22 protein-coding genes, 2 pseudogenes and 1 riboswitch are annotated in these 23,932 nt (G+C 69.2%); of the genes and pseudogenes, 15 read left to right on the top strand and 9 right to left on the bottom strand.

The window, feature by feature from the left end:
• Window positions 1-92 precede the first annotated feature (92 nt).
• The 9 genes and pseudogenes from LK409_RS11765 (at window position 93) to LK409_RS11725 (ending at window position 9,786) form a co-directional block, all read left to right on the top strand.
• The gene (locus LK409_RS11765) at window positions 93-1,064 is read left to right on the top strand and encodes a Bug family tripartite tricarboxylate transporter substrate binding protein (protein ID WP_010928702.1); all 972 of its coding nucleotides are present in this window, start codon (window positions 93-95) and stop codon (window positions 1,062-1,064) included.
• Complete coding sequence (locus LK409_RS11760; RefSeq protein WP_076879823.1) at window positions 1,061-2,308, top strand: CaiB/BaiF CoA transferase family protein; 1,248 nt, start codon at window positions 1,061-1,063, stop codon at window positions 2,306-2,308. Before LK409_RS11765 ends, LK409_RS11760 begins: the two co-directional genes overlap by 4 nt.
• Complete coding sequence (locus LK409_RS11755) at window positions 2,305-3,063, top strand: enoyl-CoA hydratase/isomerase family protein (protein WP_010928700.1); 759 nt, start codon at window positions 2,305-2,307, stop codon at window positions 3,061-3,063. The genes LK409_RS11760 and LK409_RS11755 overlap by 4 nt, the downstream gene beginning before the upstream one ends.
• Window positions 3,064-3,091: 28 nt before the next feature.
• A complete protein-coding gene (locus LK409_RS11750) occupies window positions 3,092-3,892 on the top strand; it encodes a crotonase/enoyl-CoA hydratase family protein (protein WP_003811489.1) in 801 nt (266 codons plus the stop codon).
• 30 nt (window positions 3,893-3,922) lie between these two features.
• The gene (locus LK409_RS11745; protein ID WP_003811487.1) at window positions 3,923-4,897 is read left to right on the top strand and encodes a Bug family tripartite tricarboxylate transporter substrate binding protein; all 975 of its coding nucleotides are present in this window, start codon (window positions 3,923-3,925) and stop codon (window positions 4,895-4,897) included.
• A 10-nt stretch (window positions 4,898-4,907) separates the two neighbouring features.
• A complete protein-coding gene (locus LK409_RS11740; RefSeq protein WP_010928699.1) occupies window positions 4,908-6,992 on the top strand; it encodes a 3-hydroxyacyl-CoA dehydrogenase NAD-binding domain-containing protein in 2,085 nt (694 codons plus the stop codon).
• Window positions 6,989-8,171, top strand: a pseudogene (locus LK409_RS11735) (acetyl-CoA C-acyltransferase). Before LK409_RS11740 ends, LK409_RS11735 begins: the two are co-directional and overlap by 4 nt.
• Window positions 8,168-9,322 (top strand): iron-containing alcohol dehydrogenase, encoded by a 1,155-nt coding sequence (locus LK409_RS11730; protein WP_010928698.1) that lies wholly within the window; start codon window positions 8,168-8,170, stop codon window positions 9,320-9,322. Before LK409_RS11735 ends, LK409_RS11730 begins: the two are co-directional and overlap by 4 nt.
• Window positions 9,319-9,786 carry an acyl-CoA thioesterase gene (locus LK409_RS11725; protein WP_010928697.1) on the top strand — a complete coding sequence of 156 codons (468 nt, stop codon included), beginning with the start codon at window positions 9,319-9,321 and terminating at the stop codon, window positions 9,784-9,786. Before LK409_RS11730 ends, LK409_RS11725 begins: the two co-directional genes overlap by 4 nt.
• 30 nt (window positions 9,787-9,816) lie before the next feature.
• On the opposite strand, the gene LK409_RS11720 is transcribed toward LK409_RS11725, so the two are convergent.
• From LK409_RS11720 to LK409_RS11710, 3 genes are all read right to left on the bottom strand, one after another.
• On the bottom strand, window positions 9,817-11,028 hold the full coding sequence (locus LK409_RS11720; RefSeq protein ID WP_010928696.1) for a D-amino acid dehydrogenase: 1,212 nt from the start codon (window positions 11,026-11,028) through the stop codon (window positions 9,817-9,819).
• 159 nt (window positions 11,029-11,187) lie between these two features.
• A riboswitch (glycine riboswitch) is annotated at window positions 11,188-11,276 on the bottom strand.
• Window positions 11,277-11,371: 95 nt separating this feature from the next.
• Entirely contained in the window at window positions 11,372-12,577 is a 1,206-nt protein-coding gene (locus LK409_RS11715; RefSeq protein WP_010928695.1) for an FAD-dependent monooxygenase, read from the bottom strand.
• Between the two features lie 39 nt (window positions 12,578-12,616).
• Window positions 12,617-13,612, bottom strand: a complete 996-nt coding sequence (locus tag LK409_RS11710) for a Bug family tripartite tricarboxylate transporter substrate binding protein (RefSeq protein ID WP_010928694.1) — start codon at window positions 13,610-13,612, stop codon at window positions 12,617-12,619.
• A 157-nt stretch (window positions 13,613-13,769) separates the two neighbouring features.
• On the opposite strand from LK409_RS11710, the gene LK409_RS11705 reads away from it, so the two are divergent.
• Window positions 13,770-14,378, top strand: coding sequence for a LysR family transcriptional regulator (locus tag LK409_RS11705; RefSeq protein WP_041937231.1), 609 nt, complete (start codon window positions 13,770-13,772; stop codon window positions 14,376-14,378).
• Here the strand turns inward: LK409_RS11705 and arsH are convergent.
• The 4 genes from arsH to LK409_RS11685 are packed head-to-tail and all read right to left on the bottom strand — an operon-like array spanning window position 14,375 to window position 17,107.
• A complete protein-coding gene (arsH, locus tag LK409_RS11700) occupies window positions 14,375-15,097 on the bottom strand; it encodes an arsenical resistance protein ArsH (RefSeq protein ID WP_010928693.1) in 723 nt (240 codons plus the stop codon). The genes LK409_RS11705 and arsH overlap by 4 nt on opposite strands.
• Window positions 15,090-15,512, bottom strand: a complete 423-nt coding sequence (gene arsC / locus LK409_RS11695; protein WP_041937230.1) for an arsenate reductase (glutaredoxin) — start codon at window positions 15,510-15,512, stop codon at window positions 15,090-15,092. The genes arsH and arsC overlap by 8 nt, the downstream gene beginning before the upstream one ends.
• A gap of 23 nt (window positions 15,513-15,535) precedes the next feature.
• Window positions 15,536-16,723, bottom strand: a complete 1,188-nt coding sequence (locus LK409_RS11690; RefSeq protein WP_010928691.1) for an MFS transporter — start codon at window positions 16,721-16,723, stop codon at window positions 15,536-15,538.
• 3 nt (window positions 16,724-16,726) lie between these two features.
• Window positions 16,727-17,107, bottom strand: coding sequence for an ArsR/SmtB family transcription factor (locus LK409_RS11685; RefSeq protein WP_010928690.1), 381 nt, complete (start codon window positions 17,105-17,107; stop codon window positions 16,727-16,729).
• Between the two features lie 218 nt (window positions 17,108-17,325).
• On the opposite strand from LK409_RS11685, the gene LK409_RS11680 reads away from it, so the two are divergent.
• Genes LK409_RS11680 through LK409_RS11670 form a run of 3 tightly spaced genes read left to right on the top strand, consistent with a single transcriptional unit; the run spans window position 17,326 to window position 20,815 of the window.
• Window positions 17,326-19,056 carry an N-acyl-D-amino-acid deacylase family protein gene (locus LK409_RS11680; protein WP_010928689.1) on the top strand — a complete coding sequence of 577 codons (1,731 nt, stop codon included), beginning with the start codon at window positions 17,326-17,328 and terminating at the stop codon, window positions 19,054-19,056.
• Window positions 19,057-19,116: 60 nt separating this feature from the next.
• Window positions 19,117-20,088, top strand: a complete 972-nt coding sequence (locus LK409_RS11675) for a Bug family tripartite tricarboxylate transporter substrate binding protein (RefSeq protein ID WP_003817440.1) — start codon at window positions 19,117-19,119, stop codon at window positions 20,086-20,088.
• Window positions 20,089-20,101: 13 nt separating this feature from the next.
• Window positions 20,102-20,815 carry an SDR family oxidoreductase gene (locus LK409_RS11670; RefSeq protein WP_003811458.1) on the top strand — a complete coding sequence of 238 codons (714 nt, stop codon included), beginning with the start codon at window positions 20,102-20,104 and terminating at the stop codon, window positions 20,813-20,815.
• 4 nt (window positions 20,816-20,819) lie between these two features.
• On the opposite strand, the gene LK409_RS11665 is transcribed toward LK409_RS11670, so the two are convergent.
• A complete protein-coding gene (locus LK409_RS11665; RefSeq protein WP_003811455.1) occupies window positions 20,820-21,737 on the bottom strand; it encodes a LysR family transcriptional regulator in 918 nt (305 codons plus the stop codon).
• Window positions 21,738-21,843: 106 nt separating this feature from the next.
• On the opposite strand from LK409_RS11665, the gene LK409_RS11660 reads away from it, so the two are divergent.
• Window positions 21,844-22,140, top strand: a complete 297-nt coding sequence (locus LK409_RS11660) for a hypothetical protein (protein WP_003817449.1) — start codon at window positions 21,844-21,846, stop codon at window positions 22,138-22,140.
• A gap of 161 nt (window positions 22,141-22,301) precedes the next feature.
• On the opposite strand, the pseudogene LK409_RS11655 reads toward LK409_RS11660, so the two are convergent.
• Window positions 22,302-23,247, bottom strand: a pseudogene (locus LK409_RS11655) (diguanylate cyclase domain-containing protein).
• 94 nt (window positions 23,248-23,341) lie between these two features.
• On the opposite strand from LK409_RS11655, the gene LK409_RS11650 reads away from it, so the two are divergent.
• Window positions 23,342-23,914 (top strand): dehydroquinate synthase/iron-containing alcohol dehydrogenase family protein, encoded by a 573-nt coding sequence (locus LK409_RS11650; RefSeq protein ID WP_311136341.1) that lies wholly within the window; start codon window positions 23,342-23,344, stop codon window positions 23,912-23,914.
• Window positions 23,915-23,932 lie beyond the last annotated feature (18 nt).

Genomic DNA, 23,932 nt, shown 5'->3' with positions numbered 1-23,932 from the left:
AATTCAATATTTGTTCATATGGCACTGCGTTGGCTACGCTTCTCCCCGTCGCAACAAGAACCCGCAATCGGCGGGACAACGGGAGACAGGAAATGAACCGACGTGATGCGCTGGGCGCGCTCGCCGCGCTGGCAAGCACGACCTGGCTGGGCCGCGCCGCGGCCGCCAAGCCTTACCCGCAGCGTCCCGTGACGCTGATCGTGCCGTATTCGCCGGGCGGAGCCACCGACAACGTAGCCCGGGTCATCGCCGAACACCTGCAGGCCCGGCTGGGCCAGCCGGTGATCATCGACAACCGCGCCGGCGCCAACGGGCGGATCGGCACGCTGGCGGTGGCGCGCGCCGCCCCGGACGGCTATGTCCTGCTGCTGGGCGGTATAGGCCCGATCACGATCGCGCCGCACCTCGAGAAGGTTCCCTACGATCCGTTCAAGGACTTCGCGCCCGTCAGCCTGCTGGTCAAGAACGACGTCGTGCTGCTGGTCAATCCGGCGGTGCCGGCGCGCAAGCCGGAGGAACTGATCGCGCTCCTGAAAGCCGAGCCGGGCAAGTTCAACTATGCATCCTCGGGCACGGGCGGCCCGTTCCACCTGTCCGGCGAGCTGTTCAAGAGCATGGCTGGCGTGGAAATGACGCACGTGCCGTACAAGGGCGACGGACCCGCCCTGGTGGACCTGATGGCCGGCAATGTGCAGGTCATGTTCACGACGATTTCCGCGTCGGCGGCGCATATCCAGGCGGGCAAGGCCATTGCCCTGGCCAGCGCGGGCGAGGTGCGCTCCAGCCAGATGCCCGACCTGCCCACGCTGGCGGAGTCGGCGCTGCCCGGCTTTGCGTCGGAGACGTGGCAGGTGCTGTTCGCGCCGGGCGGCACGCCCGCGCCGACCATCGACGCCCTGCAGGCCGGACTGGCCGGCGCCATGCGCGATGCGCGCTTGCGCCAGGCCCTGCAGGCGCAGGGCAACAGCGTCGTGGCCAGCGACGTGCCGGCATGCGCGCAGTTCGTGCGCGATGAATACGAGAAATGGGGCAACGTCGTGCGCAAGTCCGGCTTGGCCGCGTGACCCAAGAAGGAGCGAAGATGAGTGGTGGCGGTGCAAGCAAGCCCATGCCGATGGACGGCATCCGGGTGCTGGATTTGTCGCGCGTGCTGGCGGGCCCGTGGTGCACGCAGATGCTGGCCGATTTCGGCGCCGATGTGATCAAGATCGAGCGGCCAGGGCAGGGCGACGACAGCCGGGCCTGGGGGCCGCCGTTCTACGAGTCGGCCGACGGCCATGAACGGGTGTCGGCGTACTTCTGCGCCGCCAACCGGGGCAAGCGCTCCGTGTGCCTGGACCTGGAGTCCGAGGCGGACCGCCAGGCGCTGCGCGAACTGGCGCTGCGCAGCGACGTCCTGGTCGAGAATTTCAAGGCCGGCTCGCTGGCGCGGCATGGGCTGGATTACGCCACGCTGTCGGCGCTGAATCCGCGCCTGGTGTACTGCTCGATCACGGGCTATGGGCAGACCGGCCCGTATGCGGCCAGGCCGGGCTACGACTCGATCATCCAGGCCGTGGGCGGAATGATGAGCGTGACGGGCCTGCCCGATGACGCCGCTGGCGGCGGTCCGCAGAAAACCGGGATTCCCATCATCGACCTGATGACCGGGGTCTACGCCTGCTGCGGCGTGCTGATGGCCTTGCGCGAGCGCGAGGCCAGAGGGCAGGGCCAGCACCTGGATCTCTCGCTGATGGACGTGCAGGTATCGGCGCTGTCCACCCTGGCCGCCAACTTCCTGGCGTGCGGCCAGGCGCCGCAACGCAACGGCAACGAACATCCGACCGTCGTGCCGGGCGACGCCGTCCAGTGCCTGGACGGCCCGCTCATGCTGATGGTGGGCAACGACCGGCAGTTCCAGCGCCTTTGCCGCCATCTGGACCGCGAGTCGCTGGCGCGCGATCCTCGCTATGCGACCAACGAGCTGCGCGTCCAGGGCAAGAATGCATTGATGGCGCAACTGCGCGAGGCCTTCCGCGGCCAGACACGCCAGTACTGGCTGGAACGCCTGCTGGCCGAAGGCATTCCCTGCGGGCCGATCCAGACCGTGGCGGAGGTGCTGGCCGATCCGCACGTGCGCCACCGGGCGCTCGTGGCCGCAGCGCCGGACCCGGTGTTCGGCGAAATCCGCGCGATGGGCAGCGCGTTGCGCATGTCGCGCACGCCGGCCCGCCACGGGCGGGCGCCAACCGTGCTGGGCGAGCACACCGAAGCGGTGCTGTCGTCGCTGGCCTCGTCCCGTCTTCAATCCAACCCGCAAACCAAATGAACACATCCCCGACCGTAAGATTCGAAACGCGCGAACAGATCGCGATCATCACGCTGAACCGGCCCGACAAACGCAACGCCATCAACCTGGAGATGCGGCAGGCGCTGATTGCCGCCTGGGAGCGGTTCGAGAACGATGCGGCGCTGCGGGTCGCGATCCTCACCGGCGCGGGCGAACGCAGCTTCAGCGCCGGACGCGACCTGTCCGAGAACACGGACCTCAGCCAGAAGACGTTCCTGCCCATACTCGGCGACAACGTCCAGGCAAGCAAGCCTGTCATCGCGGCGGTCAATGGCGCCGCACTGGGCGGCGGCTGGTTCTTCACGCAAATGTGCGACCTGGTGGTGGCCGCGGACCATGCCGTGTTCGGCATGCCGGAATCCAAGGTCGGCCGGGCGCCGGCCTGGGCGGTCTGGTTGCAGGGGGTGATCCCGCAGAAGCTGGTGCTGGAGCTGCTGCTGACCGGCAATCCCATCAGCGCGCAGCGGGCCGCCGAGATCGGCTTCGTCAATCATGTGGTGCCCGCCGCGCAGCTGATGGACAAGGCCATGGAGCTGGCGCGCGCCATCGTGGCCACGGCGCCGCTGAGCGCGGCGGCCTGCAAGGAGATGGTCTATGCCGCGGCCGAGATGGAGCGGGGCGCGGCCCTGCGGACGGCTTTCCATATCCTGGAGCCGCTATACCGCTCGGAAGACGCGCGGGAAGGCGCGCTGGCGTTTCGCGAGAAGCGCGCGCCGCGCTGGAGCGGACGATGAAGATTGCTCAACGAGGAGAAAGAACGGAATGACCCGGTTTCTAGAAGTGGAGCGGCGTGGCCGCGTTTGTATCGTCAGGATGAATCGGCCCGAGGCGCGCAATGCGCTGACCGATGCCGAGCAGTTCCAGGAGTTCGAGGACCTGGTGCGCGAGCTCAACGCGGACCTGGATGTGCGGGCGGCCATCCTGACCGGCAACGGCCCGTCGTTTTGCGCGGGCGGCAATGTCAAGAAGATGCTGGCGGACTACGGCCCGGACAGCGGACCGGCGGCGCGCATTCCCGCGAAGTACAGCACGGGCATCCAGCGCATTCCCATGGCCCTGGCGCAGCTTGACGTGCCGCTGATCGCGGCGGTCAACGGCGCGGCCATCGGCGCGGGCTGCGACCTGGCCTGCATGTGCGATATCCGCATCGCCGCCGACGATGCGCGATTCGCCGAGAGTTTCGTCAAGCTGGGCATCATCCCCGGCGATGGCGGGTCGTGGTTCCTGCCGCGCATCATCGGGCTGGCGCGCACCTACGAGATGGCGTTTACCGGCGATACGCTGGACGCGGCCACCGCGTTGCAATGGAACCTGGTGTCCAGCGTCGTGCCGGCGGCGCAGCTCATGGACGCCGCCTGCCAGCTGGCCGAGCGGATCGCCGTCAATCCGCCGCAGCAGGTGCGCTTCGCCAAGCGGCTGATCCGCGAAGGCCTGCACCAGCGGCTGGAGGCCATGCTGGAGTTCTCCAGGCTGTATCAAACCCTGTCGCACCGCACCGCGGACCACCAGGAGGGCATTGCGGCCTTGCTGGAAAAGCGCCCGCCTGTCTTTCACGGACGCTGAAGCCGTCCCGTTCTTGCACGAGAGGAGACCATGAGAAAAAAACACTTTGTTCTGTCGTTCCTGCTGGGCGCGGCGTCGCTGGCCGCGAGCGGCGCGGCCCTGGCGCAACAGGCGTTTCCCACGCACCCGATCCGGCTCATCGTGCCGTTCGCGCCCGGCAGCGGCACGGACAACACGGCGCGCCATCTGGCGCGCGAGATGGAAGCCGAGTTCGGTTCGCCGGTGGTGGTCGAGAACCACCCTGGCGCCAACAGTTTCATCGCCGCCAAGATGGTGGCCGCCGCGGCGCCCGACGGCTATACGCTGCTGATCTCCGGATCGTCGGCCATGACGGTCAACGCGGCCATCTTCAAGGCGCTGCCGTATGACCCCCTGAAGGATTTCGCGCCGGTGGCGCGCCTGGCGAAAGGCGCGATGGGCCTGGCCGTGAACGCGCAGTCTCCCTATCGTTCGGTGGACGACCTGGTCCAGGCCATGCGGCAACAGCCGGGCACGCTGAACTATGGCTCGGGCAGCGCGGCCTACCAGATCACGACCGAGCTGTTCCTGTCGATGGCCCAGGCCAAGGCCAGCCATATTCCCTACAAGGGCGCGGCCCAGGCATTGACCGACCTGGCCGGCCGGCAGGTCGACTTCGCGTTCGCCGACTATGCGGCGCTGGTGCCGTTCCTGCGCTCGGGCAAGCTGCGCCTGCTGGCCGTCAGCAGCGCCGAGCGGCTGGAAAGCGAGCCCGCGACGCCGACGGTGGCGCAGGCCGGCTATCCGGGGTTCGACATGGTGAACTGGACCTCCGCATTCGCGCCGGCGGGCACGCCCGCGCCTATCGTCGACACGCTGAGCAAGGCCATCGTCGCCATCTACGAACGCGAGCAGACGCGGGCGTTCCTGGCCGGCACCAACTGGGAGAGTTTCCCGGTAGGGCCCGCCGAACTGCGGCGCTACCAGGTCGACGAGATCGCCAAATGGAGCCGCGCGGCCGAGATCGCCGGCATCGAGAAACAGTAGGAGCCTGGATATGTCGGTAGCGATCGCGATGCGGGGCGACATAGGAGTCGTGACCCTGGACAGCCCGCCGGTGAATGCATTGGGGCGGACGTTGCGGCACGGCCTGGCGCAATGCCTGGAGCAGGCGTACGCCAGGCCGGATGTGAGGGCGCTGCTGCTGGTCAGCGCCCGTCCGGGCATTTTCTCGGCTGGCGCGGATATCAAGGAGTTCGACCAGGCAGGGTCGGACCAGGATGCCGGGCTGGCCGAACTGATAGACCGCATCGAGAACGCGCCGGTGCCCGTGGTGGCGCTGCTCGATGGCGCGGCGCTGGGCGGCGCGCTGGAGCTTGCGCTGGGGTGCCACTATCGGCTGGCGTCGCCGCGCGCCTCGCTGGGGTTGCCGGAGATCAAGCTGGGGTTGCTGCCTGGCGCCGGCGGCACGCAGCGCTTGCCGCGCCTGGTCGGCGCGCGCCATGCCGTCGAGATGGTGCTGGGCGGCGAACCCGTGGGCGGCGAAACCGCGCTGCGGTGCAAACTGGCCGATGCGCTGTTGTCTGCCGACGATACGCTGGAGCAGGCGCTGGCGTGGATGCGCAACGCGCCGGGCGGGCTGGCGCGGCGCCGCGTTGCCAGTTTGCCTGCGTTGGCGCCGGCATCGATCGCCGAGGCGGCGCGCGCGGCCGCCATCCGGCCGGTGGGCAGCGCGGCGGCGCGCGAGGCGGCGCTGGCATGCCTTGCCGCCGCACAGGGGCCGTTCGACGCCGGGCGGGCACTGGAGCGCGAGTCGTTCGCGCGCCTGCGCGACGGGGCCGAGGCGCGGGCCTTGCGCTATGCCTTTTTTGCCGAGCGGCCGCGCCCGCCGGCCGGCGATGTGTCGGCCCGGCGCATCGAGCAGGTCGCGGTCGTGGGGGCCGGCACGATGGGCACCGGCATTGTCATCTGCCTGGCCGACGCCGGCCTGCCGGTGATCTGGCACGACGTGGACGCCGACCGGCTGGCGCAGGGGCGCGCGCAGGTATGCCAGCATTTCGAGCGCCTGGCCGCGCGCAAGCGGCTTACGTCCAGGCAGGCCGAGCAGCGTGTCGCCGCCGTCGCGACAACCGGCGAGATGGCCGGCATCGCGCGGGCCGATCTCGCCATCGAGGCGGTGTTCGAGGACATGGCGGTGAAATGCGCGGTTTTCCGCGAGCTGGACCGGGTCCTCAAGCCCGGCGCCATCCTGGGCACCAACACGTCGACGCTGGATGTCGACCGGATCGCGCACAGCACGCGGCGCCCGCAGGACGTGGTGGGGCTGCATTTCTTCAGCCCCGCGCCGGCGATGCCCTTGCTCGAGATCGTGCGCGGCGCGGCCACCCACGCCGATGTGGTGGCCGCCGCGCAAGGGCTGGCGCGGCGCTTGCGCAAGACCGCCGTGGTGGCCGGCGTGTGCGACGGCTTCATCGGTAACCGCATGTGGCATCAGTATCTGCGGCAGGCGGCCTTGATGGTGCACGAGGGCGCCATGCCCATGGAGGTCGACGCGGCGCTGCGCGACTGGGGCTTCGCCATGGGCCCGTTCCAGGTCGCCGACCTGGCGGGCCTGGACGTGGGCGACAGCATCCGCCTGCGGCAGCGCAGCGAGATGCCGCACAGGCCCTGGCCCGACTGGCTGGACCGGGTCAGCGCGGCGGGCCGCCTCGGCCTGAAAGGAGGCAGCGGGATCCATGCCTATCCGGACGGCGGCCGGCAGCCCCGGCGCGATGCCGAGGTGGAGGCCATGATTGCGGCCGCTTCGCGCGAGGCCGGAGTATCCCGCCGGGCCATTGCGGCCGACGAGATCGTCGAGCGTTGCCTGCACGCGCTCGTCGTCGAGGCCGCGCGCCTGCTGGAGGAGGGCATCGCGGCCAGCGCGACGGACGTGGACGCGGTGTTCCTGGCCGGCTATGGCTTTCCGCGCTGGCGCGGCGGCCCTTGCCACAGCGCCGACGCCATGGGCCTGCCGGCGGTGGTGGCCGGCTTGCGGCGGCGCGCCGCCACGGCGGAACCGGAATTCTGGCAACCGCCCGGCCTGCTGGCCCGCCTGGCGGCGCACGGCGGCCGGCTGCAGGATCACGGCCAGGAGGGCGCATGAGCGACGATATCGTCATCGTATCGACCGCACGCACGCCCATCGGCAAGGCCTATCGGGGCGCCTTCAACAATACCCATGGCGCCACCCTGGGCGGGCACGCCGTCGAGCACGCGGTGCGGCGCGCCGGGATCGAGCCGGCCGAGGTCGATGACCTCATCATGGGGTGCGGCCGCCCGGAAGGAACGGCGGGCGAGAACATCGCGCGCCAGGCTGCCTTGCGCGCCGGCCTGCCGGTCGAGGTGCCCGGCGTCACGGTGAACCGGCTTTGCTCGTCCGGGCTGCAGGCCATCGCCATGGGCGCCCAGTCCATCCTGTGCGGCGGCGCCGATATCGGTGGCGGGCGGGTTGGATTCGATTTCATGCGTGCAGAACGAACACATGAATCACCACATGGAACAGGACCCCTGGCTGGCGCGGCACCTGCCGGAGATTTTCCTGCCCATGATCGATACCGCCGAAGTGGTCGCCCGGCGCTACGGCATTTCGCGCCAGCGCCAGGACGAGTACGCGGCGCGCAGCCAGCAGCGCGCCGCGCAGGCGCGCGCGGCCGGCCGCATGCGCGAGGAAATCGCGCCCATGCGTGTAAGCCACCTGGCGGCCGACCCGCACGGCGCGCCGCCCGTTGAAACCGAAATGCTGGTGGCCGAGGACGAAGGCGTGCGCCCCGGGACGACTTCCGAAAAACTGGCCGCGCTCAAGAGCGTGCGCGAGGGCGGCTGCATTACGGCGGGCAATGCCAGCCAGCTTTCGGACGGCGCCTCGGCCTGCGTGCTGATGCGCGCGACCGCCGCGCGGGCGCGTGGCCTGCGGCCCCTGGGCCGCTTCCGCGGCTTCGCGGTGGCGGGCTGCCGTCCCGATGAAATGGGCATCGGCCCGGTGCAGGCCGTGCCCCGCCTGCTGGCGCGCGCCGGCCTGGCGATCGGCGACATCGGCCTGTGGGAGTTGAACGAGGCGTTCGCCGTGCAGGTAATCTATTGCCGTGACCGCCTGGGCCTGCCCGATGAACGCCTGAACGTGAACGGCGGCGCCATCGCGCTGGGCCATCCCTATGGCATGTCCGGCGCGAGGCTGGTGGGGCATGCGCTGCTGGAAGGGCGCGCCCGGGGCGTGCGTTATGTGGTGGTGACCATGTGCGTGGGCGGCGGCATGGGCGCCGCGGGACTATTCGAGGTGCTATGAACGGATTCGAGTTTCGGACACATGCCCGCACGCTGGCGGGCGAGGGGACCTCGCAACGGTTGGGCGAGGCGGTCGCGGCGCAATGGGGGCCGTGCCGCATCCTGGTCGTCACGGACGAGCAGCTGGTGCGGCTGGGTCTGGTCGCGGCCCTGGCGCAAAGCCTGCGCGACGCCGGTCACACGGTCCAGGTCTACGACGGCGTGCTGGCCGATCCGCCCGAAGCGGTGGTGAGCCAGGCGATCGCGCGGGGCCGGGAAACGGACGTGCAATGCGTGATCGGCTTCGGCGGCGGCTCGTCGATGGATATCGCGAAACTGGTGGCGGCGTTCGCCGGCTCCGCGGCCGACTTTCGCGACAGCTACGGCATCGACCGCGTCGCCACGGCGCGCCTGCCGCTGGTGCAGGTGCCGACCACGGCCGGCACCGGCTCGGAAGCCACGCCCATCGCCATCGTGACCCGCGAGGACGCCTCCAAGGCGGGCATTGTCTCCCCCGTCCTGTACTGCGACATCGCCGTACTGGATGCCGCGTTGACCCGGGGCCTGCCGCCGGCCGTGACCGCCGCCACCGGCATCGACGCCATCGTGCACGCCGTCGAGGCCTATACCAGCCGGCTGCGCAAGAACCCGATCTCCGATGGCCTGGCGCGCCAGGCGTTGCGCCTGCTGTGCCGTTCCATCGGCCCCGCATGCCGCGACGGCGCCGACATGGCGGCCCGCCATGACATGTTGCTGGGCGCGATGCTGGCGGGGCAGGCGTTCGCCAATGCGCCGGTGGCGGCCGTGCATGCGCTGGCCTATCCGCTGGGCGGCGTTTTCCACGTGCCGCACGGCCTGTCCAATGCATTGATGTTCGGCGCGGTGCTGCGTTTCAACCTGCCGCAGGCCGGCGCCGCCTATGCCCAGCTTGCGCAGATCGCTTGTCCGCAGGTGGACGGCCCGCAGCAGGCGCGCGCCGAAGGATTCGTGCAGGAAATGGCCAGCCTGGGGCCGCGTCTGGGGCTGCCGCGGCGCCTGGCCGAAGTCGGGGTGGCCGAACGCGATCTGCCCATGCTCGCGCAACAGGCCATGCAGCAACAGCGTTTGCTGGTCAACAACCCCAGGGAGCTCGGCTACGACGACGCCTTGCGCCTTTACCGGGAGGCGCTGTGAACGATAGCGCGGGGCAGGCCCCGCGTCCGCAACGGTGGCAGCGGGCCGGCTTCAGCCATTTCGAGGCCATGCCGGTACGCTGGATGGATTGCGACATGTACGGGCATGTCAACAACGTCGTGTATTACGCCTACTTCGATACGGCGGTGAATCGCTACCTGGCGTCGGCCGGCCAGCTCGACCCGCAGGCGGGCGCCGTGATCGGCCTGGTCGTGGAAACGCACTGCAATTTCCACGCGCCGGCCGAGTTCCCGGAAACATTGCAGATCGGCCTGCGCGTGGCCCACGTGGGGCGCAGCAGCGTGCGCTACGAGCTGGGCGTGTTCCGCCCCGGCGACGAACTGTGCGCGGCCCAGGGCCACTTCGTGCATGTCTACGTCGAGCGCGCCAGCCGCCGCCCCGTGGCGCTGCCAGCCGGCCTGCGGGCCTGCCTGGGCCGGCTGGCGGCGGCCGGGCGCGCTTGAGGCGCGCGCCGCTGGCCGCCTGCCTGCCGTCTACGTGCCGGCGCCGGCCGTCACCGCTTCGGCCACCAGCTGGGCGGTCGCGGCCGACAGCGTCCATCCGAGGTGGCCATGGCCGGTGTTGTAGAACACGCCCGGCCGCTTGCCGGGCCCGACGCGCGGCAGCATGCTGGGCAGCATGGGCCGCAGGCCCGCCCAGGGCACGACGCGGCTGGTCGAGACCTGCGGAAAATACCGGCGCACCCATGCGACCAGCGGTTCGACGCGGTCGGCGCGGATATCGCGATTGAAGCCGTTGAATTCGGCGGTGCCGGCCACCCGGAACCGGCCGGCGCCGAGCCGGCTGGTCACGATCTTGGCGCGGTCGTCCAGCAGGCTGGTCCAGGGCGCGCCGGCCTGGCTGGCCTCGTCGTCCAGGCTCACCGTGATCGAATATCCCTTGACCGGATAGATGTTGACGCGGTCGCCCACCATGCTGGCGAAGCGGCGGCTGCCCACGCCCGCGCAGATCACCACCTTGTCGTAGCGTTCGACGGCTTCGGCGGTCGTGATGGCGATGGCGCCGCCGCGATGGTCGATGCCGCTGACTGGCGTTTCGTAGCGGAACAGGGCGCCGTGCCGCGCGGCGGCCCGGGCCAGGCCAGTGGTGAACTTGTGGATGTCGCCGGTGGAGTCCGACTCGGTAAAGAAGCCGCCGTAGAAGTCGCCCTGCAGGGCCGGTTCGATGGCGCGCATTTCCTCGGGCGATACGGGCCGCCGCTCCAGCCCGCCGGCGCGCAGCAGGGCGTTGACCCGCAAGGCGCTGTCGTACTCCCGCCTGCTGGCATAGAAGTGCAGGATGCCGCGCCGCTCATGATCGAAATCGATCCGTTCGCGGGCCGCGATGTCGAACAGATGCTGGCGCGCGGCGATGGCCAGCCGCACGGTTTCTATGGTGTTGGCTTCGTAGCGGGGGATCTGGCGCAGGAACTCTCCCAGCCACGAGTACTTGTGCCAGCTGGGCCGGGGATTGAGCAGCAGCGGGGCGTCGCGCCGCAGCATCCAGCGCAGGCCCTTGAAGAGCGTGGAGCGGCTGTTCCAGACCTCGGCGTTGCTGGCCGAGAGCTGCCCGCCGTTGGCGAACGAGGTTTCCATCGCGCTATAGCGGTGGCGGTCGAACACCGTGACCTGGTGATCGCGCAAGGCGAGCGCATAGGCGGTGGTGACGCCGGTGATGCCGGCGCCGATGACGGCGATTCGAGACATGGTCGTGGTCCCAGAGGAGGTTGGCGTCTGCCGGCCATCGGAATGGCCCGGCCGCAACCCCATCTGTCCATTTACCTGAGAGCTTCACCCGTGCGCCGCTGCAAACGCGCCAGGGATCCCCTTCGGTGGGCGCCGTACCGCGCGCCACTCTCCAGATGTTCCAGCAGGTCGGTCCTTTTGCCTGAGAGTTTCCGGGGTGGTTGCTCCGTCGGCGCCGTCCGCTGGACGGTCTCTCCCGAACTGCACGTTGGTGGAACCGGCACAAGTTACAGCGATTGCGCCGGCAGGACAAGACGCGGGCGCGCATCCAAGGGGAAACCCTGGCCACGCGCGGGCGGCGCCCTCAGACCGGTTCGGCGTCCACGTCGTACGTGAAGAGCCACTCGTATCTTTCGCGTACCCGGGCCTCGCTCCATTGCTGTTCGACATAGGCGGCCGCGCCGGCCGCGTGCGCCAGCTCCGGGTTGTGGAAGCGCTTGGCGTTCTCGGCTGAGCCGCGCACCACGCGCGCCGTGCGCTCGACGCGCAGATCCTGGTAGCGGACCAGCGCCTGCCGCGCATCGGCGCGCATGCCGTCGAGGCAGTGCGCCAGCACGTAGCCGTCCTCGATGGCCATGGCCGCGCCCGAGGCCAGCATCGGCAGGGTCGGGTGGCAGGCGTCGCCCAGCAGGGTGATGCGCCCGCTGGTCCAGCGCGCCAGGGGCTCGCGCAGCATCATCGCCCACTTGAAGGGCGTATCCAGCGCATGGATCAGCGTCTGCACGTCCTCGTGCCAGCCGGCGAAATCCCGCGCGCATTCCGCGATCGTGCCCTGCTGTGTCCAGGACTCGACCTGCCAGTCGTCGCGCTCCAGGATGCCGACGAAGTTCACCAGTTCGCCGCGGCGCAGCGGGTAGTGGATGACATGGGCGCCGGGGCCGACCCAGTTGACGGCATACGGCTCGCGCAAATGCGGCGGCAGCTTGTGCGCCGGGATGACGCCGCGCCAGGCCAGCGCGCCGGAGAAGCGCGCCTGGTCCTGGCCATGCAGGGCGGCGCGCACGCGCGAGTGCACGCCATCGGCGCCCACCAGGATGTCGGCCTGGCGCGTGCTGCCGTCGGCCAGCGTGACGCTGGCCGCGGCATCGTCCTGCGCGACGCTCTCGACCCGGGCGCCCAGTTCGATGGCCTGCGGATCGCGCGCCAGCACGGCTTCGGCCAGCACGCGGTGCAGGTCGGCGCGGTAGATGGTCAGGTACGGGTAGCCATAGCGTTCGACGGACTGCGCGCCCAGGTCGAACAGCGGCCAGGTCTGGCCGGTGTTCCACAGGCGGATGCGCTTGCCGGGCGCCGGGCTGGCCACCTGTTCCAGGGCCGCGCCCAGGCCCAGCTGGTACAGCACGCGGTTGGCGTTGGCGCTGAGCTGGATGCCCGCGCCCAGTTCGCGCAGCTGCGCGGCCTGTTCCAGCACGCGGACCTGGAAACCGCGCGCCTGCAGGGCCAGCGCGGCGGTCAGGCCGCCCAGGCCGGCGCCGGCGATCAGGATCCGGGGGGAGGAGGTGTCGGGCATCGTGGGTTGTCCTTCTGTGTCGCGTATGCGTAGGCGCGGTTACTGGGGCTTGACGCCCGCGCTGCGGACCACGCCGGTCCATTTGTCGAGGTCGGCGCGGATCGCCTGGGCGAACTCCTGCGGGGTGTCGCCGACCGGCTCCAGGCCCAGCGCGCTGAGCTGCTTGATGACCTCGGGATCCTTGGCGGCGGCGGCCAGCGCGTCGGTCAGGGCCTGCACCGCCGGCGCGGGGGTGCCGGCCGGCGCCAGCAGGCCGAACCAGGAGTAGGCCTCGAAGGGCTTGCCGATCGTCTCCGCGACGGTGGGCACCTCGGGCAGGCCGCTGTAGCGCTGGCTGCCGGTGACGGCGTAGGCGCGCAGCTTGCCGGCGCGGATCTGCGGCGTCAGCAGCGTGACCGTATCGAAGAACAGGTCGACCTGGCCGCCCATGACGTCGGTCAGGGCCGGCGCGCCGCCGCGGTAGGGCACGTGCAGCATGCGGGCGCCGGCCTCGCTCTTGAACATCTCGGCGGTCAGGTGGCCGATGGAGCCGGTGCCGGCCGAGGCCACGCTCAGGTCATGGTTCTTGGCGTAGTCGCGCAGCTGGCCGATGTCCTTGGGGCCGAGGTCGGGGCGGCTGACCAGGATCAGCGGGCCGCGCACGGCCATGCCGATGGGCGTGAAGGACTTGATCGGGTCGTACTGCAGGTTGGTGTAGAGGGCCGGCGCGACCACGATGCTGCTGGTGCCGCCCCACAGCAGGGTGTAGCCGTCGGGCTTGGAGCGGGTGACCACGGTGGTGCCGACACTGCCGCCGGCGCCGGCGCGGTTCTCGACGATGACGGGCTGGCCCAGCTTGTCGGCCATGACGGCGCCGAACAGGCGCGCGCTGGTGTCGGTCGGGCCGCCGGGCGGGAAGGGCACGACCAGGGTCACGGGCTTGGCGGGGAACGTCTCGGCGGCCGCCGGCGCGGCCGGGCCCAGGGCCAGGCTGGCGGTGGCGGCCAGCGCCAGCACGGCGCGCAGCGTCATGGTCAAAGCGGGCGAACTCGTCATGTTTCGTCTCCTGTGTCTCTTGTGGCAATGAGGCCTCGCATGGGCCGATGGGCTTATTTCACCGCATCGGATTAAATAAGTAAAAGAACAATATTGGATAAATTGACAAGCATTGCTTGTTAATATGAATGCCTGTTTCCCCCCCGGCCGGCCGACCATGAACTTCTCCTTTCGCCAGATGCGCGCCTTTCTCGCGGTGGCGCGCCATGCCAGTTTCACCAAGGCGGCCGAACAGCTGCACATCTCGCAGGCCGGGCTGAGCGCCATGGTGCGCGACCTGGAAACGCAGCTGGGCAGCCGGCTGTTCGAGCGCACCACGCGCGCGACCGGCATACGGCGGCAAACCGTTTTCCCGGCCCGGCTGGCGCTGGCCGTGCCGCGCGTGGAGGGCGAGCGGCGCCGGTCGGTGCGCTGGCCCCAGATCGACCGCGACGGGCTGATCGCCTTGCCCGACGAGAATCCGATCCAGCGCCTGGTCAACCGGCACCTGGGCGTGCAGGGCGATGCGCCGGCGCGCGTGGTCACGCACCTGGAAACGGTATTGGCCATGGTCGAGGCGGGGCTGGGCCAGGCCGTGGTGCCGTCGTTCGCCGCGGTGGCGCGCCGGCGCTGGCGCGTCAGCCTGGTGCCGGTGGCGCCGCGCGTGGCGGTCGATTACTACTGCATCATGCGGGCCGGGCAGGGGGATGGCGAGCGCATCGACGCCTTCGCGCAATGCTTCGGCTCGGTGGCGGCCGAACACATGGGCGCCACGGCCGCGCGCTAGATGCGGGCTTGCGCCGTGCGCCGCGACAGCGCCTCGGCGGCTTCCTTGCGCTCGCTGTAGCGATCGACCAGGTACGGCGACGCGTCGCGCGTGAGCAAGGTGAACTTCATCAGTTCCTCGGCCACGTCGACCACCCGGTCATAGTAAGGCGAAGGCTGCATGCGTCCCGCCTCGTCGAACTCCTGGTAGGCCTTGGCCACCGACGATTGGTTCGGGATGGTCAGCATGCGCATCCAGCGGCCCAGCACCCGCATCTGGTTCACGGCGTTGAATGACTGGGATCCCCCCGATACCTGCATGACCGCCAGCGTCTTGCCCTGGGTCGGGCGCACCGCGCCCATCGACAGCGGGATCCAGTCGATCTGCGTCTTCATCAGGCCGCTCATGGCGCCGTGCCGCTCCGGCGAACTCCAGATCATGCCTTCGGCCCACCGGACCAGCTCATGCAGCTCACGGACCTTGGGATGGTCCTCGCTGGCGTCGTCGACCAGCGGCAGCCCGGACGGGTTGAACAGCCGGGTCTCGCCGCCCAGCGCCCGGAGCAGCCGCGCGGCTTCCTCCGCGACCAGGCGGCTGTAGGAGCGCTCGCGCAACGACCCATACAGCAGCAGGAAGCGCGGGGCATGCGTGGCGCGCCCGGGCGGGAACAGCTCGGCCGCGTTCGGCTGCTTGAACCGTGACGGATCGATATTGGGCAGATCGGCGAGAACCTCAGACACGGTTGCCGTCCGCATCGATGACAGGCTGCCCGTCCTCCTTGTCGAAGGCGCCGCGCTGGGGCCGGGACAGGAGATCCAGAACGGTTTCCGACGGCCGGCACAGACGCGTTCCCAGTGGGGTTGTCACGATGGGGCGATTGATCAGGATCGGGTACTGGAGCATGAGATCGATCAGCTGCTCGTCTGTCCATTTCGGATCCGACAAACCGAGCTCGTCGTAAGGCGTGCCCTTTTGCCTGAGCAGGTCGCGCACCGGCATCCCCATGGCGACGATCAACGACCGCAGCGTTGCGGCGTCGGGCGGCGTCTTCAGATATTCGATGATGGCCGGCTCCTCGCCGCTGTTGCGAATCAGCCCGAGCACATTGCGCGATGTCGCGCAGGCCGGGTTGTGATAGATCGTGATGGAAGTCATGACACACCTCTGTTGATGCAAGACTAGGGCTTGATTGGGTCGGGCCGCGCGCGCAGCACGAGCAGCGCGGCGCAGGCCGCCAGGCCTATGCCCCCGGATAGCCACAAAGCGTTGGCGCGCCAGGCGTCCAGCGCCAGGCCGAAGAGAAACGGCGCCAGCGCCTGCGCGACCCGCGCCGGCATCATCAGCCAGCCTTGGCACGCGCCATAGCCCTGGGGGCCGAACAGCGCCAGCGGCAACGTGCCTTTGGCGATGGTCAGGATGCCGTTGCCCGCCCCATGCAGGATGGCGAGCAGCGGGGCCAGCGCCGGGCCGGCGGCCAACAGCACGGCAACGCCGGCCGGATGCGCCAGGGCCGCCAGGCGCGCCGACAGCAAAGGATGAACATGCCGCAGCAAGCCGAACTCGAGCAGGCGGCCGGCCACTTGCGCGGGACCGATGAGCGCGCCCACGGCCACGGCGGCCGCGAGCGTGGCGCCCGTGGCTTGCAGCATGCGCGGCAAGTGGGTGGCCATCGCGGTGCTGATGAACCACGTCGCCGCGAACACGAAGGCGAGCAGGGCGGTGGCCAGCCCCTGCGGTCCCGGCCGCGCAGCAGGGAGGGTCCCCTCCTGCGCGGCCGGGGCATCCGGGCTTGGCGTCTCGGCGGCAACGGCTTTGGGAAGCCAGGCATTCAACGGCAGGCCGATCATCAAATGCAAGGCCGCCCAGCCCAGGCATGCGCCGCGCCAGCCGAACAGCGTCTCCATCCAGGCGGAAAGCGGCCAGCCAACGGTGCTGGCGAAACCGGCGATCAGCGTGATTCCGGTGATGGCCCCGCGGGCGTGATGGCCATAAAGGCGTACCAGGCTGGAGAAGGCGGCCTCGTAGAGGCCGGCGCCCATCGCCACGCCCATGACGAGCGAGGCGGCAACCATCGTCCACAGGCCCTGGGCGGCGTCGAGCATGCCCAGCCCGAGGGCAAACAACAGACTGGTGCCGGCCAGGACCATACGGCCGCCGTGGCGGTCGATCGCCAGTCCCGTCCATGGCCCGATCAACGCCGATGCGACCAGGGCGGCGGAGAACGCCGCATAGACCGTCGGCGTGGACACGCCCACGTCACGAGCCATCGGATCCGCCAGCATCGCCGGCAGATAGTACGAGGAGGCCCAGGCCAGCGTCTGGGCGGTTCCCAGGATCCCGACGACGCGAACCGGTGCGCCTGGCATGGATCAGGCCCGCCTGGCGCCGGCGTCGCAACCGGCTGTGTTCTTTCGGGAATCGGACACCTCGCAGGTCGCGCCCTGGCAGCAGTGTTCGGTGAGATAGCCGAGCAATGCATTCATCCGGAAGAAATCGGCGCGGTAGATCAGATTGCGGCCGTGTTGCTCGACGCTGACCAGGCCGGCGTGCGCCAGCTCCTTCAGGTGAAAGGACAGCGCATTGCGGGCGATGCCGAGCCCGTCGGCCATGACGCTGGGCGTGAGCCCCGCCGGGCCCGCGACGACAAGGGCGCGAAACACGCTCAGGCGTTGCGCATGGGCCAGGGCGCCGAGGGAGGAAACGGCTTGTTCTGCATTCATGCCGAAATAATACAATGATTCTTGAATCATTGAATAGTCATGATGGGCTGCGCCGAATTGCCGGCCCGGGCGGGGCAGGTGGGCGGGCGAACGGCCTGGCGGCCGCGCCGTGGATCGGGAATCCTTGTCGCAGCATAAGAAATCCTTGCTTGTCGCTCGCGGGGTTCGCCGGTGTAATTCGTCGGGGCAGGCATTGCCGAATCCGGCCCCAACGCAGACGCGCACAGGGCAGCTCAATCGAGGAAGAAATGCACGACGAACAGGCACTTGATCTTGTCATCCGCGGCGGATTGCTCATGGACGGGCATGGCGGCGCGCCCCGGGTCGCCGACATCGGGGTGCGCGGCGCCCTGATCGCCGAGATCGGCGACATCGCGCCGGGCGCGGCCGCCGAGATCGACGCGCGCGGCAAGATCGTCACGCCAGGCTTCGTCGACATCCATACGCACTACGACGGGCAGATCATCTGGAATTCCCGCCTGGCTCCATCCAGCTGGCACGGCGTGACCACGGTGGTGATGGGCAACTGCGGGGTCGGGTTCGCGCCGGTGCGCGCGGCCGATCGCGGCAATCTGATCGAGCTGATGGAAGGCGTGGAAGACATCCCCGGCATCGCGCTGCACGAAGGGCTGGACTGGGCCTGGGAGACGTTTCCCGACTTCCTGCGCGCGACCGAACGGATCGAGCACGACATCGATTTCTGCGCGCAACTGCCGCACGCGGCGCTGCGCGTGTACGTCATGGGCGAGCGCGCGCTGCGGCTCGAGATGGCCACGCCCGAGGACATCGCGCGGATGCGCAGCCTGGCGGCCGAGGCCATGCGCCATGGCGCGATCGGCTTCTCGACTTCGCGCTCGATCAATCACCGCTCGGTCACCGGCGACCCGATGCCGTTGCTGCGCGCGGCCGAGGAAGAGCTGACCGGCATCGCCATGGGGCTGGCCGATGCCGGCGGCGGCGTGCTGGAGATCATCATCGACTTCGACGATCCGGACATGCTGGAGGCCGAGTTCGGCATGATGCGCCGCCTGGTGGAGAAATCCGGCCGGCCGCTGTCGTTCTCGCTGATGCAGAAGCACGGCAACAAGGACGGGTGGCGCCGGCTGCTGGCCCTGACGGCGCAGGCGGCGGCCGACGGCCTGCCCATCCGCGCGCAGGTCGCGCCGCGCGGGGTAGGCGTGCTGCTGGGGCTGCAGGGCAGCCGCAATGTCTTCTCTGACTGCGCCAGCTACAAGGCCATCGCCCAGCTTGCGCTGGATGAGCGGGTGCGCCGCATGCGGGACCCGGCCTTGCGCGCGCAGCTACTGCGCGAGAGCCAGGATACGCCGCTGGGCAAGCGCCTGAACGAGTTCGACAACATCTTTCCGCTGGGCAACCCGCCGTGCTACGACCCGGGCCCGGAACGCTCGATCGCGGCGCTGGCCCGGCGCGCCGACGCCGATCCGGCCGAGCTGGCCTACGACTGCCTGCTCGAGGAAGACGGCAAGGCGCTGCTGTTCTCGCCATTCGCGAACTATGCCGACCAGAACCTGGACGCCTGCGCGCAAATGCTTGCCGACCCGAACACGGTCATCGGCCTGGGCGACGGCGGCGCGCACGTGGCGCTGATCTCCGACGCCAGCTTCCCGACCTTCCTGCTCAAGCATTGGGGCGGGGGAGCAGGGCGGCCGGCCTTCGATCTGCCGTGGCTGGTCAAGCGCCAGACGGCGGACACCGCGCGGGCCGTGGGCCTGCATGACCGCGGCGTGCTGGAGGTCGGCAAGAAGGCGGACATCAACGTCATCGACCCCGCGACGATAGATCCCGGCGTGCCCGTCATGAACATGGACCTGCCGGCCGGCAAGGGCCGCTACCTGCAAAAGCCCAGCGGCTATGTGGCGACCATCGTGTCCGGCGTGGTGGTCTACCGCGACGCCGCGGCCACCGGCGCGCTGCCGGGCAGGCTGGTGCGCATGGCGGCCGAGTCCGCGGCCGCCTGATCGCGCCGTCACAGCGCGGCCGGCGACGGCCCACGAACAATAAACAAGGAGGAGAAGACCATGATGAAAGGCATCTGTGCAGCGTTTGCGTTCGCCGCGCTTGCGGCTTCCTGGCAGGGCCCGGCCCAGGCCGCGTTTCCCGACCAGCCCATCAAGCTGGTGGTGCCCTTCGCGCCGGGCGCCACGATCGGCCCGCTCGCGCAGCTGGTGTCCGAGCAACTGTCCAGCGACCTGGGCACGCCGGTGTACACCGAGTTCAAGACCGGCGCCGGCGGCAACATCGGCGCCGATATCGTGGCCAAATCGCCGGGCGACGGCTATACGCTGCTGCTGGGCACGATCAGCATCCTGACCATCAACCCGTCGCTGTACCCGGACTTGCCGTTCGATCCGGTCAAGGACTTCAAGCCGGTGTCGATGCTGGTCACCACGCAGAACATCCTGGTCGTCAACCCCGAGAGCAAGATCCAATCGGTGGCGGATCTGGCCGACTATGCCAGGCAACATCCTGGCCAGGCCACCTTCGGCTCGTCCGGCACCGGCAGCACCATGCACCTGGCGGGCGAACTGTTCAGCACCACGGCGCAGGTCAAGATGACGCACGTCCCGTACCGCGGCGGCGGACCGGCCAGGTCGGACCTGCTGGGCGGGCGGCTGACGCTGATGTTCAGCGACCTGAGCGCGGTCCCCATGGTGCAGGCCGGCAAGCTGCGCGCGCTGGCCGTGACCGGGTCGCAGCGCGACGGCCGCATCCCCGATATCCCGACCATGCAGGAAAGCGGCATGAAAGGCTTCGATGTCGAACCCTGGTATGGCCTGGTGGCGCCCGCGGGCACGCCCGACGCGGTCATCGCCAGGCTCAACGCCAGCGTGCGCAAGGTGTTCGACAAGCAGCAGGTGCGCGACGCGCTGCAGAACATCGGCCTGCGGCCGGCCAGCGACCTGTCGGTGGCGTACATGGCCGGCAAGATCGACAGCGACCTGGGCAAGTGGGCACCCATCGTCAAATCGGTCGACATGAAAACCAACTGATGAGCGGCCCGGCATGAAGACGCAAGCAACAGCCGGCGATGGCGCGGCGGTGGTGGCCATCGCGGGCGGAATGGGCGCGCTGGGCAGGGCGCTGGCGCAGCGGTTCAAGCAGCGCGGCGACCAGGTCGTCGTGCTGGACCAGGCCACCGGCGCCGCCGGCCTGCCGCAGGCGGGCGCCGACCTGGCCTTGCTCGACGTCGATCTCAACGACGTCGCCAGCACGCGCCATGCCTTCGACACGATCGCGCGCCGGTTCGGCCGGCTCGACGCCCTGGTCAGCGTGGCCGGCGGTTTCCATCACGAAACGCTGGCCGAGGGCAAGGTCGAGGCCTGGGACCGCATGTACGCGCTCAATCTGCGCACCGCCGTGGTGGCCTGCCAGGCCGCGCTGCCGCTGATGCTGGCGCGCGGCGCCGGGCATGTCGTGTGCATCGGCTCGGACGCCATCGGGCGCGCGCACGCCGGGCTCGGGGCGTATGCCGCGTCCAAGGCGGGCGTGGCCGAACTGGTCAGGACCCTGGCCGCCGAAACCCGCGACCAGGGCATCGCGGCCAACGCGGTGCTGCCCGGCACCCTGGATACCCCGGGCAATCGGCGCGCCATGCCCGATGCCGATTTTTCCCGCTGGGTGTCGCTCGACGCGGCGGCGGCGCTGATCCTGTTCCTGGCCTCGCCGCTGGCCGCCCAGATCAACGGCGCCTGCATTCCGATCGTGAACCGCTGCTAGAGCGCTATGCGGCGGCGCTGCAGTGGGCCGCCAGCAGCCTGGAGAATACGTGGATGGACGAGGAGGCCGGATTGGACGCGTCGCTCGTGCAATAGAAATCGACCGCCGGCGCGCCCTGCGGCAGCGCAATCTGGCCGATCGTGTCGCGATCGTAGAAATCCGCCAGGAAAGTGGGCACGAAACCCATCCCCATGCCGGCGCTGATCAAGGACGCCACCGTGGCCACGTGGCAGACCTCCTGGCGGCGCAGGGCATGCGCGCCGACCTCCAGCAGGTACCGGTCGACGACCTGCTGGACCGCGTTGGAGTCCGGCAGCGCCCACAGTACGATATCGTGCTGGCGCGCCCAGTCTTCCACCCCCGCGATCTCCAGGCCCGGCGGGATCAGCCTGCCGGGACCGGCCAGCCGCAGCGCCATGCCGAAGATGTACTCGCTCTTGAGCCGCGAGGCGCGGCGCATATAGGTGCCGTAGGTCGCGTCGAGCCTGCCGGTCTCCACCATGTCGTGCAGCACTTCCAGTTCGGCGTCCACGACCTCGCACGAACGGCCCGTGCATTGCTGGAACTCGCGCATCACGGCCGGCAACACCGTGCTGGCGATCAAGGGCGACACCCCGACGCGGATCCCGCCTTGCTGGCGGCGGTTCAGCGCGGACAGCTCCAGCATGCCCTTGTTGAGGCTTTCGACGGCCTGGCGGGCATAGGGCAGGAACTGCGTGCCGGCCTGGGTGAGGGCGGTCGCGCGGTTCGAACGCTCGAACAGCCGGATTCCGACCTGCGTCTCCAGTTCGTTGATCATGGAGCTCAGGCCCGCCTGGGTGACGTGCAGGGTTTCGGCCGCGCGCGTGAAGCTGCGGACCTCGGCGACCAGCAGGAAGGCTTGGAGCTGGCGGGTGGATACTCTCATGTCGGTTGGGCCCATGCTTGTCGGCCCCGTCTTTTATCATGGCGTCGATGCCGCCGGCCAGCCAAGCCTGGGAAGGACGCGGTGTCGGTCGGATTCAACATTCCAACAGGAGCAGTCCGCCTTGTCTCTCTATTACCGGATCAGTTTCGTCCTGAGCGTGCTGGCGCTCGCGGCCTGGGCGATCGCCGTCACGCTCTACAAGGCCCCGCGTCACGGCGACGGCTACGGGCCGGACCCGCTCGGGGTCTTGCTTTTCCTGGCGCTGTGGCCGGTGGGCCTGCTGCTGGCGCATTCCGGTCTGCTGGCGTGCCTGGTGCGCGGCCAGCGGCCCGCGTCGATCCTGCAAGGCCGGCACGGGGTCGCCATCCATCTCGCGCTGGGCGCGGGTTTCCTGGCTTACGCGCTGTACAGGGTCTAGCCGGGCCTGATGGGCTGGCCAGGGCGGGCAGCGAAGCGGCATGCATGCGGGCAACAGTCGATCCGCCGGCGCGCCCATCTCGTACTTTACATAATATACATTATGCGAATTATCGAAAGGCTAGTCCGGGCGCGCAAGCGCCCTGGACCCGGCCTGCGCGCTCAGGTTTCCAGCCGCACATGCTCGATGCGGTGCCGTCCGTTCTTCTTGGCCGCATAGAGCTGCTGATCCACGGCCTTGATGAAGCCGGCCGGCGCCGTCTGCCCGCCGGGCACCACCGTGCCGGCTCCGATGCTGACCGTGACGCGCCGACCGTGCGGCGACAGCGCGTGCACGATGGACTTCTTCTCGATCAATCGCTGGCAGCGCTCGGCGACCTTGCGGGCCACCTCGGCGTCGGCTTCGGGCAGCAGCACGACAAACTCCTCGCCGCCGTAGCGCGCCACGAGATCGCGCGGACCGTCCAGCGCCAGGCTCAGCGTCTGGGCGATCTCCACCAGGCATTCGTCGCCCTGGGTGTGGCCATACAAGTCCGTTGTATTGCTTGAAATAATCGACGTCGAACAACAGCATGGACAGCGGCTGGCGTTCGTGGCGCGCCCGCTCCCACTCCAGGTCGAAACTGCTGTCGAAGCGGCGCCGGTTGGCGATGTTCGTCAAGCCATCCTTGAAGGACAGCACTTCCAGCTCCTTTTGCAGCAGCAGCTTTTCTTCCGTCTTCTTGCGTTCGGTGATGTCGAACATGAAGCCGATCAGCGCCTCTGCCTCGCCCTTGTCGTTGCGCACCACGTGCACCACGTCGCGTATCCACACATAGCCGTTGTCCTTGGTCAGCGCCCGGTAGTCCGCTTCATGGTCCTGGCCGGCCTGGGATTGGGATACGCAGTAATTCACCACGTATTCGCGGTCCTCGGGATGCATGCGCATGGCCCAGTCCTCGACGCTTACCCAGCTGTCGGCGCTCCAGCCCAGCAAGGCCTCGATCTGGGGGCCGATATAGGTGAATTTCATCGTGGCCCAGTCGATCTTCCAGGGAATCGCCTTGGTCGACTCGAGCAAGGTTCGGTACACCGCGCTGTCGTTGAACAGCGTGCTTGCGTCAGGCATATCCAGCCCTTTTCGATACATATTGATACGCTACTGTAGCCCGAAGACGGCGGTTGCGAAAGAGAATTGAACGATCGGTTAGCATGCTGACGTGATGGTTGAATTCATGCATAATCGGTGCGCGTTCCCTGCGAGTCTTTCGTGCCGCCATGGATCGGATGGCGCCCTGGAATGCATCACGACCTGCCTGCATGGGCTGAAAATGCTGTTCGACGGACTGCGCCAGACCCGGCGCGCGCCCGACGACCTGGATGCGCGGCTGCAGAGCCAGCTGGGCGTCTGGCTGGCCTCCACCGGCCTGGGCCGGATCGAATGGGGCGCCAGCCACGGCATCGGCCACCAGCTTGGCGCGGTGGCCGCGGTGCCCCATGGGCATACCTCGTGCGTCATGCTGCACAACGTGATGCGCCATAACCTGTCGCATACCGCCGAGCGGCAGGCGCTGATTTCCGCCACGCTGGGCCAGCCCGGCGTGCCGGCCGCCGACCTGATCGAGGCGCTGGCGCGCGAGCTGGGCATGCCGACGCGGCTGCGCGAAGTGGGGGTCGAGCGGGCGCATTTCGAGGCCATCGCCGCCGGCGGCATGCAGAACATGATGGTCCGCAGCAATCCGCGCCCTATCGCCTCGCCGGCCGATATCGTGGCGATCCTCGAACAGGCGTATTGAGGCGGCGGCGCCGGCTCC

Source organism: Bordetella parapertussis (assembly GCF_020735925.1).
GTDB classification, from domain to species: Bacteria; Pseudomonadota; Gammaproteobacteria; order Burkholderiales; family Burkholderiaceae_B; genus Bordetella; species Bordetella pertussis.
This window is presented reverse-complemented; position numbering and strand designations above follow the sequence as displayed.